Source organism: Mycobacterium sp. NPDC003449, from assembly GCF_053588415.1.
Window position 1 is genome coordinate 1 of sequence record NZ_JBSFPX010000236.1, and the last position, 9,660, is coordinate 9,660.

10 protein-coding genes are annotated in these 9,660 nt (G+C 69.9%); all 10 read left to right on the plus strand.

What is annotated here, in order from left to right; genetic code table 11:
- The coding region (locus ACWDTP_RS34530; protein WP_450027725.1) for an amino acid permease at positions 1 to 1,160 on the plus strand (1,160 nt) is incomplete at its 5' end.
- Position 1,161: 1 nt separating this feature from the next.
- Positions 1,162 to 1,494 carry a TfoX/Sxy family protein gene (locus ACWDTP_RS34535; RefSeq protein WP_450027726.1) on the plus strand — a complete coding sequence of 111 codons (333 nt, stop codon included), beginning with the start codon at positions 1,162 to 1,164 and terminating at the stop codon, positions 1,492 to 1,494.
- Positions 1,495 to 1,534: 40 nt separating this feature from the next.
- Entirely contained in the window at positions 1,535 to 2,185 is a 651-nt protein-coding gene (locus ACWDTP_RS34540; protein WP_450027727.1) for an endonuclease, read from the plus strand.
- Between the two features lie 91 nt (positions 2,186 to 2,276).
- Positions 2,277 to 2,501: a hypothetical protein gene (locus tag ACWDTP_RS34545; RefSeq protein ID WP_450027728.1), complete on the plus strand. Its 225-nt coding sequence runs from the start codon at positions 2,277 to 2,279 to the stop codon at positions 2,499 to 2,501.
- Between the two features lie 2 nt (positions 2,502 to 2,503).
- The gene (locus ACWDTP_RS34550; protein ID WP_450027729.1) at positions 2,504 to 3,379 is read left to right on the plus strand and encodes an oxygenase MpaB family protein; all 876 of its coding nucleotides are present in this window, start codon (positions 2,504 to 2,506) and stop codon (positions 3,377 to 3,379) included.
- Positions 3,379 to 3,633: a hypothetical protein gene (locus tag ACWDTP_RS34555; protein WP_450027730.1), complete on the plus strand. Its 255-nt coding sequence runs from the start codon at positions 3,379 to 3,381 to the stop codon at positions 3,631 to 3,633. Before ACWDTP_RS34550 ends, ACWDTP_RS34555 begins: the two co-directional genes overlap by 1 nt.
- Positions 3,634 to 3,684: 51 nt before the next feature.
- Positions 3,685 to 4,257: a hypothetical protein gene (locus ACWDTP_RS34560; RefSeq protein WP_450027731.1), complete on the plus strand. Its 573-nt coding sequence runs from the start codon at positions 3,685 to 3,687 to the stop codon at positions 4,255 to 4,257.
- 50 nt (positions 4,258 to 4,307) lie between these two features.
- Positions 4,308 to 5,534, plus strand: a complete 1,227-nt coding sequence (locus ACWDTP_RS34565; RefSeq protein WP_450027732.1) for an NAD(P)/FAD-dependent oxidoreductase — start codon at positions 4,308 to 4,310, stop codon at positions 5,532 to 5,534.
- Between the two features lie 199 nt (positions 5,535 to 5,733).
- A complete protein-coding gene (locus ACWDTP_RS34570; RefSeq protein ID WP_450027733.1) occupies positions 5,734 to 6,363 on the plus strand; it encodes a hypothetical protein in 630 nt (209 codons plus the stop codon).
- A complete protein-coding gene (locus tag ACWDTP_RS34575; protein WP_450027734.1) occupies positions 6,363 to 9,509 on the plus strand; it encodes a helicase HerA domain-containing protein in 3,147 nt (1,048 codons plus the stop codon). Before ACWDTP_RS34570 ends, ACWDTP_RS34575 begins: the two co-directional genes overlap by 1 nt.
- The last annotated feature ends 151 nt before the right edge of the window (positions 9,510 to 9,660 follow it).

The window sequence follows — 9,660 nt, forward strand, 5'->3', positions numbered from 1 at the left end:
GGGCCGGCTTCTTCACCGGCTGGACCTACTGGTTCTGCTGGATCGTCACCGGCGTCGCCGATGTGGTGGCGATCTCGGGCTACGTCGCCTACTGGTGGCCGGATCTGCAACTGTGGATCCCGGCCCTGGCCACCGTCGCGGTGCTGATCGCGCTGAACCTGCCCACCGTGCGGGCATTCGGCGAGACCGAGTTCTGGTTCGCCCTGATCAAGATCATCGCGATCGTCGCGCTCATCGTCGTCGGACTGGTCATGGTGTTCACCCATTTCAAGGCACCGACCGGCGCCGAGGCCAGCTTCGCCAACCTGTGGAACGACGGCGGCTTCTTCCCCACCGGCCCGATGGGATTCGTCGCGGGCTTCCAGATCGCGACGTTCGCATTCGTCGGGATCGAACTGGTCGGCACCACCGCGGCCGAGGCCAAGGATCCCGAACGCAACCTGCCCCGGGCGATCAACTCCATCCCGGTCCGCGTGATGCTGTTCTACGTCGCCGCCCTCGCCATCATCATCTCGGTCACCCCGTGGCGCGAGATCAGCCCCGAGCACAGCCCGTTCGTGGCGATGTTCAGCCTCGCCGGGCTCGGCATCGCGGCATCGGTGGTCAACTTCGTGGTGCTGACCTCGGCGGCGTCCTCGGCCAACTCCGGCATCTACTCGACCTCCCGAATGGTGTACGGGCTCGCGCAGGAGGGCGACGCACCAGGCCTGTTCGGCCGGCTCACCTCGCGCCGGGTACCGGCCAACGCGCTGTTCCTGTCCGGGGTGTTCCTGCTGTCGGGCGTGGTGATGGTGGCGGTCGGCGATTCGATCATCGAGGCCTTCACGATCGTCACGACGATCTCCTCGCTGTGCTTCATGTTCGTCTGGACCATCATCCTGAGCAGCTACCTGGTGTACCGCAGGCGCAGGCCGCAGCTGCACGAGGCGTCGACGTTCAAAATGCCCGGCGGCGTGGCGATGTGCTACGTCGTGCTGGCCTTCTTCGTCTTCCTGGTGTGGGCGTTCACCCAGAAGTCCGACACCCTGCAGGCGCTTCTGGTGACGCCGATCTGGTTCATCGTGCTCGGGGTCGCCTGGGCGGTGCTGCGCCGCAGGCCGGGCCACCTGGCCCGCGAGGCCGCGTTCCGGGCCGATCTGGAATCGCAGGAATCCGACTGATATGCCCTTCGATCCGGATCTCGCCAACCGCATCCGCGAACTCACCGCGTCGGAGGCCGGCGCCGACGAGAAGCGGATGTTCGGCGGGCTGGCGTTCCTGATCAACGGCAATATGGCGGTGGCGGCCACCAAGGAGGGCGCCCTGATGGTCCGGGTTCCGGTCGAGGAATCCGCCCGGCTGCTGCGCCGCGACCACGTCGAGCCGATGGTCATGGGCGGCCGCGAGATGCGGGGCTGGCTGCGGATCTCGCGGGACGGGTTGAAGACCACCCGGCAGCTGCGGGGCTGGGTCACCCGCGGCGTCGACTACGCCAGGAGTCTGCCACCGAAGTGAACCGGGTTTCACACCCGGCGCAGCGGGTACGCGCCCCGATATGTCGAGCGCACAGCGGGATCTGATTCGCCGGTTGCTCAAGACCGCCGGCACCACCTACGCCGAGCAGGCCGGAATCCGGTTGACGGACAAACCCATGCCACTGTTCGAACTGCTCGTGCTGTGCATGCTCGCGAGCAAGCCGATCGACGCCGAGATCGCCACCCGGGCCGGCCGGGAACTGTTCGACTGCGGGCTGCGCACCCCACACGCGGTGCTCACCGCCGAGCGCGCGACGATGATCCGCGCGTTCGGCCGCGCCCACTACGCCCGCTACGACGAGAGTTCGGCAACCCGGCTCACCGACATCGCCGAGACGGTCACCGACCGCTACGGCGCCGACCTGCGCGGGCTCGCGGCCGACGCCGGGCACGATATCGCGGCGGCGAAACGACTCCTGAAGCAGTTCAAGGGAATCGGCGACACCGGTGCCGGCATCTTCCTGCGCGAGGTGCAGGACACCTGGACCTGGGTGCGGCCGTACTTCGACGACCGCGCCCTACGCGCGGCGGGCGAACTGGGGCTGCCCGGCGATCCCGGCGCCCTGGGCGCACTCGCCCCGCGCGACACCGCCCGGCTGGCCGCGGCGCTGGTACGGACATCGCTGGACCGCGACCTGCGCACCGCGGTGACCCGGGCACCCGGGGCCTGACTCCCGACGAATCTGGCCGGTTCAGCCCAACCTTTCGCAGAATGGCCATTAACATAGGCGGCTGTCCACCTGATGAGGAGTGATCGGTTCGATGCTGACCGCGATACGCAAGATCCTCGGTTTCCAGATGACCGTCGCCGAATGGATCGGCACCGCGCTCATCCTCGGCGTCCCCTACCTGATCGTCGGGATGATCTGGTCGTCCACCCACATGACCCATCTGCAGGGCATGCCGGCCGCCGACGCGGTGGTGTCGTTCCTCGGGTCCATCGTGTCCTGGCCGGTGCTGCTGTTCACCAACGTCTGCATGAGCTGACGATGACTGTCGGGGACACCATGGGCAGCACCAGGATCGCGGTGGGCAGGCGGACCGCACGCTGGGACGACGGGCCGGTAACCGTCGCCGACGCGATGGATTTCTGGGCCTTCGCCGCGGGCGCCGCCAACGTCGTCATGCAACTCTCCCGCCCCGGGGTCGGCCACGGCGTCGTCGAGAGCCCGGTGGACACCGGCAACCTGCTCAAACATCCGTGGAAGCGGGCCCGCACCACGTTCCAGTACCTGGCGGTGGCGATCCTCGGCAGGCCCGAGGACCGGGCCGCGTTCCGCGCCGCGGTCGACGGTGCGCACCGCCAGGTCAGGTCCGGACCGCAAAGCCCGGTGCGCTACAACGCTTTTGACCGTGATCTGCAGATGTGGGTGGCGGCCTGCCTGTTCGTCGGCCTCGAGGACACCTACCAGTTGCTGCGCGGCGAGATGACCGCCGAGCAGGCCGAACAGTTCTACGCGTCGGCGTCGACGCTGGGCACCACGCTGCAGGTCAGCCAGGACCAGTGGCCGCCCACCCGGGCCGAATTCGATGCGTACTGGACGACCGCATGCCGCGAGGTGGCCGTCGACGACGTCGTCGCTGACTATCTGCGCGACCTGCTGAACCTGAAGATGATCAACCCCCTGCTGGGCCTGCCGTTCCGGCCGCTGCTGAAGTTCCTCACCACGGGCTTTCTGGCACCGGTCTTCCGCGACGCGCTCGGCCTGCGCTGGGGCCGGGGCAGGCAACGGCTGTTCGAGTGGCTCTTCGTGCTGGTGGCGTTCGGCAACCGGTTCCTGCCGATCTTCGTCCGCCAGGGCGGCAGCCATCTGCTGCTGGCCGATGTGCGCAGGCGGGTCCGCTCCGGCCGTCCGCTGATCTGATGCGTCGGATCCTGCGCTCGATCCTGGGCCGCAAGGTCAGCGTCGAGCAGCTGATCGAAACGATGATGTGGCTGGCCATCCCCTACATCGTGATCGGCCTGGTGTGGACGTTCCTGCACCCCGACCAGGTGCAGCAGGTCGAAGCCGGGCTGCTCACCCGGATACCCGCGGGTGCCGACCTGGTGGCGTTCGGACAGGTGACCCTGGTGTGGCCGGTCCTGCTGATCGGCGGCGGCGTCTGCGCGGCGGGCTGAAACCCGACGCTCCCACCACGACGGCGGCCGGATTGGCTAGGGTCAGGCGCCGTGAAGGCTTGCGGGTTACGGCGGAGTGCGGTCCTCGGCGCGGCGGCGGTGCTCACCGGGTGCGCCTCGGGAACGGTGATCAACACCGGCGACGCACCGCCGCCGGGCCCGGCACCCACCTCGACGGCCGTGCCGCAGTTCGGCACCGCCAACCTGGTCCGCGCCGCCGACTACGCCGCCCAGGTGGACGGGCGCACCGGCTATTACTTCAGCACACCGAGCGGACGCTGGCATTGCGCGATCCTGCCGCGCGACCGGGCCGGCTGCGAGTCGGCGGGCGGGGCCGACATCGGCATCACCGGTGCCCCGCAGATACCCGTCGACGGTACCGACACCACACCCAACGCGATCGCGGTGGACCGCGACCACGAGGCCGGGTTCGCCGTGCTGCCTGCGCCGCAGTTCACCGTCGATTCCGCACCGGCCCTACCGTTCGGCAAAGCGCTTGCGGTAGCGGGGTTTCGGTGCAATGTGCAGGAAGCGACCGGGGTGTCGTGCGTGCGTGAACTGTCCGGCAAAGGTTTCACCTTCTCCGCCGACTCCTACACCCTGCAGTACACCGACGTACCCTGAACGGCCGAACACCCCGGCCGGGCCCGGTTCCGCGAGTAGCCTGGGCAGGTATGACAGCATCGTCCACCTTCGCGATCATCGGCGGCGGCCTGGCCGGAGCCAAGGCTGCGCAAGCACTGCGGGACAACGACTTTGACGGTCGCGTCGTGCTGTTCGGCGCCGAGGACCACCTGCCCTACGAGCGTCCGCCGTTGTCCAAGGAGTTCCTGGCCGGCAAGAAATCCCTTCCGGATTTCACCGTCGACCCGGCCGCCTGGTACCGCGACCACCACATCGACCTACGCCTCGGCACCGAGGTGGCCGCACTCGACCCGGCCGGCCACACCGTCACGCTGCCCGACGACAGCACGGTCGGCTACGACAAGCTGCTGCTGGCCACCGGCTCGGCGTCGCGGCGCCCACCCATCCCCGGCTCCGACGCCGCCGGGGTGCACTATCTGCGCACCATCGACGACGCCGCGGCGCTGGACCGTGCGCTGACCGACGGCTCCTCGCTGGCCGTCGTCGGCGCCGGATGGATCGGGCTCGAGGTGGCGGCGTCGGCACGTCAGCGCGGCATCTCGGTGACCGTCGTCGAGACCGCACGGCTGCCGCTGCTGGCCGCGCTGGGACCGGAGGCCGCCGAGGTCTTCGCCGACCTGCACCGCGAACACGGCGTGGACCTGCGGTGCGAGCAGTCCGTCGAGGAGATCACCACCAGCGGGGGCAACGCGACCGGGCTGCGGCTGGCCGACGGGTCCACCGTGGCCACCGACGCCGTCCTGGTCGCGGTCGGGGCCGCACCCAACACCGCGCTGGCCGAACGGGCCGGGCTGGCCACCGGCGACGGCGGCGTGCTGGTCGACGCGTCGCTGCGGACCAGCGATCCCGACATCTACGCCGTCGGCGACATCGCCGCCGCCCAGCACCCGCTGTTCGGCGCCCGGATTCGCACCGAGCACTGGGCCAATGCCCTCAAACAGCCGGCCGTGGCGGCCGCCGGAATGCTGGGCAGACCGGCCGAGTACGCCGAACTGCCGTACTTCTTCACCGACCAGTACGACCTCGGCATGGAGTACGTCGGTCACCCGGCCGGCTACCGGCGCGCGGTGTTCCGCGGTGACGTCGCGGGCCGCGAATTCGTCACCTTCTGGCTCGACGGCGACGACCGGGTACTGGCCGGTATGACCGTCAACGTCTGGGATGCCCTCGACCAGGTCAAGGCCCTGATCCGGGCACGGACCCCGGTCGATCCCGACCGCCTCACCGATCCGGCGCAGCCGTTGCCCGCCGGGTAGCCGGCCGGGCGGCAACCGGACACGCCGCGAATACCTGTGCGGTTCAACGTTATTGTCGTCCCCGTTGGGACGGGCTGTAACGTGCAGGGGGCGGCCGGCAGCAAGCCGCCGAAACAGCCTCGACACCGCGTCCGGCGTTAGCTGCCGGAATGCGCCAGAATGAGCCGACAGTCGGCAACGGCAGGAAGGTGATTCTTCGGTGAACGTTGCCCCCGACGAGCTGACCGGCACCGAGCAGGCGGTTCTGCTGGTACTCATGGCCGAGTCACGACCGGTACCCAACGCCGAACTCGGCCGTCTCGGGCCGAGCCTGGACAAGGCCGGGCGGCTGCGGCTCAACCGGCTCGGGCTGATCGAGACCACCCAGGGACGGCCGCTGGTGCACGAACTGACCGACTCCGGGTGGGCGCTGTGCCGAAACCTGTTCGGCGCCGACACCCCGCCCCGGCCGTCCGGGCAGGGCAGGGCGCTCTACACCCTGCTCAGATCGCTCGGCCGCTACTTCGACCGCAGCGACCTGGCCCCCGCCGATGTGTTCCTGCCGCCCGAGGACACTCCCGCCGGCCAGGAGGACGCGGAGGGACGGCTGCGCACCGCCTACGCCGAGCTGGCGGGCAAACCGGGCGGCTGGGTCAGCCTGGTGCGGCTTCGCGATGCGGTACCGGACCTGGCCCGTGACACTGTGGACACCATGCTGATCGCCCTCTACCAACGGCCCGGCGTCAGTCTTATCCCCGAGGAGAACCAGAAGGTGCTCACCGACGCCGACCGCACCGCCGCCATCCGGATCGGCGACCAGAACAAGCACCTAATCGCGATCGAGTCCTGATGGATCTACAACACCGCGAAGCGCTCAGCGCGCTGCGCCTCACCTGGGCGCCCACCGCCGACGATCTGTGGCATTCCCAAGGCGCCCTGCATGTTCCCGGACTGCACGACCGGCCGATGGCCGACGTGATGGCCGCGTTCGGCGACGCCGAACGGGAAGCCGACTCCAGCCCGCTGGGCGTGGTGGTGCGCGGCCCCGCCGGATCGGGAAAAACCCATCTGCTCGGCCAGGTGCGTGAACAGGTGCAGACCGCAGGCGGTTTCTTCTTCCTGGTCGAGCTGCTCGATGCGACCGGCTTCTGGCAGTCGGCCAGGGCGGGCATCCTGGAGAGCCTGGGCCGCCCCGGATCCGAACGCGAAACCCAGCTCAAGGATCTGCTGTGGGAACTGTCCTCGGTGGCCCACATCTCGCGGGCCAACCGCAGGGCGATCATCGGCGACGACGAGCTGACGCCGGAGGTCCTCGACGATTTCGTCAACGCCCTGCACAAGGCGCGCCGTCAAACCGTGAAGCGCACCCACCACTCGCTGCGCGCGATGGTGCTGCTGGGCGCCACCGAACTCGAGCTACAGGACATCGGCGAGGCGTTTCTCGCCGGGACCGGCAACGACGACTACGGCCGCGAGCACCGTGAACGGTGGGGCCTGCCCAGCCCCACGGCCATCCCGCAGGAATCGGTGCGCGATATGTCCCGCCTGATCGCCCTGGCCGGACCCGCCGTGCTGGCCCTGGACCAGATCGACACCCTGCTGGCACAGTCGGCGGACCGCACCGACCCCTCGGGCGCGGCATCGGCGCCCGACAACCGCGACCTCGAACATGTCGCGCACGGGCTGATGTCGGTGCGCCAGACCATGCGCCGCACCGTATCGGTGGTGGCATGCCTGCCCGCGGCGTGGGAGGCGATCCAGGACCGGGCCACCGCCACCGTCAACGACCGGTTCCGGACCACCGGGCTGTTGCAGGGCCTGCCGACACCCGACGTCGGCCGGGCCATCCTGGAACGCCGATTCACCGCCAGCTACAACGCGATCGGGTTCACCGCGCCCTACCCGAGTTGGCCGATCCTGCCGTCGGCATTCGACGAGGCCACCCAGTACACGCCACGCCAACTGCTCAAACGCGCCGATGCCCACGTCCGCCGATGCCTGGAACGCGACACCATCGAGGAGCTGACCCGGCTGACCGGCGAGGTGGCCGAGGAACATGCGGCCCGCGAGGGCGACACCCAGCACGCCGACACCGGCGAACTCGACCGGCACTTCGCCGAGTACCGGCAGCGGGCGGTGACCGTCGCCGCGCTCGACCCCGACGGTGAGGACACCACGATGCCGGGCCTGCTGTCGGCGGCGCTCGACGCGTGGATCACCGAACTCGGCGAGGCCGAACAGGCGTTCCGGCCCGATCCGCCGCCGGGGCAACGTGTGGTGCTGCATGCCCGGCTGCGGCAGAGCCTGGATGCCGCCACCGACGACGAGCGGCACTGGGCGTTTCGGGCGGTCTCCTCCGGCAACGCCGTCGCAGTCCAGAACCGGATCCGCAAGGCGTGGGAGGCAACGGGCTTCAACCCGGGCCGGCGCCGGTTGTTCCTGCTGCGCAACGGCCCGTGGCCGAGGGGCGCCAAGACCGCCTCGATGATCGCCGGGTTCGAGGCGGCGGGCGGGCAGGTGCTGCCGATGAGCGAGGACGACCTGCGGACCATGACCGCGCTGCGCGACCTCATCGAGGACAACCACCCCGACCTGCCCGAGTGGCTGCGCCTGCGCAGGCCGGGCCACGGGATCGCGGTGCTGCGCGCCGCGCTCGGCGATGTCGCCGGCGATCCACCGCCACCGATGCCCGAGGTCGAACTCGCGCCGGAGCCGGCACCCGCGCAGCAGCCCGCCGGGCCGGTCGAGCACTCGCCGGACGCGGTCACGCTGGGCCTGGACGGCGCTGCGGGCCTGCCGGTTTCGGTCGATCTCGCGGCGCTGCGCAAGCACACCGCGATCTTCGCCGGGTCGGGGTCGGGCAAGACCGTGTTGATCCGACGGCTCGTCGAGGAATGCGCCCTGCGCGGGGTGTCCTCGATCGTGCTCGACCCCAACAACGACCTGTCCCGGCTGGGCAGCCGGTGGCCCGACCCGCCGCCCGGCTGGAATCCGGCCGACGACGAGCGCGCCGACGAGTACTTCGAGAACGCCGAGGTGGTGGTGTGGACCCCGCGGCGCTCGACCGGGCGCCCGCTGTCCTTTCAGCCGCTGCCCGATTTCGCCAGTGTGATCGACGACGCCGACGAGTTCTCCGACGCCATCGAATCCGCGGTCGCGGCGCTCGAGCCACGCGCCCTGATCACCGGAAACACCCCGAAGGCCAACCGTTCCCGCGCCGTGCTGCGGGAGGCACTGCGCTACTACGGCGCGGGCCGGTCGGTCACCCTCGGCGGGCTGATCGATCTGCTCGGCGATCTGCCCGACGATGTCAGCGCACTGGGTGGCTCCCGCCAGCTCGCCGCCGAACTCGGCCAGAACCTGCGCGCCGCGACCGTCAACGACCCACTGTTCGGCGGTGCCGGGACCGCGGCCGATCCTGGTGTGCTGCTGACCCCGTCGCCCGGCTACCGGGCCAGGGTCTCGGTGATCAGCATGGCCGGGCTGACCAGTGATCAGCAGCGCGAGGGTTTCGTCAACCAGCTGCAGATGGCGTTGTTCGCCTGGATCAAACGCCACCCCGCAGGCGACCGGCCCCTTGGTGGGCTACTGATCATGGACGAGGCACAGAACTTCGCCCCGTCCGGGCACACCACCGCGTGCACGCAGAGCACGCTGGCGCTGTCCTCGCAGGCCCGCAAGTACGGGCTGGGTCTGGTGTTCGCCACGCAGGCCCCGCGCGGACTGCACAACCACATTCCGGGCAACGCCGCCACCCAGTTCTACGGTCTGCTGAACTCCCCCGCCCAGATCGCGGTGGCCCGCGAGATGGCCAGGGTGAAGGGCGGGCTGGTGCCCGATATCAGCAGGCTGCGTTCCGGACAGTTCTATCTGGCCTTGGAGGGCAACGCCTTTCACAAGATCCAGACACCGTGGTGCCTGTCGCACCATCCGCCAAGCCCGCCGACCGCCGACGAGGTGCTTGAGCTGGCCGCGCGGGAGTTGGCCGCCCGCTAGCTGTGCCCCTGCAGCGCGGGTCGGTCGCTCACTTCTTGTGGCGAGCAGACGCGCGGGTACCCGGGAAAGCGCGTTCCGGGGTACCGACGCGGCGGCGGGCGGGGGACAAGGGGGGGTAGAAAGGCGGGAGGAGAGGGAAAGAGGGGGGGGA

What these genes read in the sequence shown, in the direction of transcription:
- ACWDTP_RS34565 (WP_450027732.1), top strand. Translation starts at nt 4,308, where the DNA reads ATGACAGCATCGTCCACCTTCGCGATCATCGGCGGCGGCCTGGCCGGA.
- ACWDTP_RS34575 (WP_450027734.1), top strand. Translation starts at nt 6,363, where the DNA reads ATGGATCTACAACACCGCGAAGCGCTCAGCGCGCTGCGCCTCACCTGG.
- ACWDTP_RS34545 (WP_450027728.1), top strand. Translation starts at nt 2,277, where the DNA reads ATGCTGACCGCGATACGCAAGATCCTCGGTTTCCAGATGACCGTCGCC.
- ACWDTP_RS34555 (WP_450027730.1), top strand. Translation starts at nt 3,379, where the DNA reads ATGCGTCGGATCCTGCGCTCGATCCTGGGCCGCAAGGTCAGCGTCGAG.
- ACWDTP_RS34540 (WP_450027727.1), top strand. Translation starts at nt 1,535, where the DNA reads ATGTCGAGCGCACAGCGGGATCTGATTCGCCGGTTGCTCAAGACCGCC.
- ACWDTP_RS34535 (WP_450027726.1), top strand. Translation starts at nt 1,162, where the DNA reads ATGCCCTTCGATCCGGATCTCGCCAACCGCATCCGCGAACTCACCGCG.
- ACWDTP_RS34550 (WP_450027729.1), top strand. Translation starts at nt 2,504, where the DNA reads ATGACTGTCGGGGACACCATGGGCAGCACCAGGATCGCGGTGGGCAGG.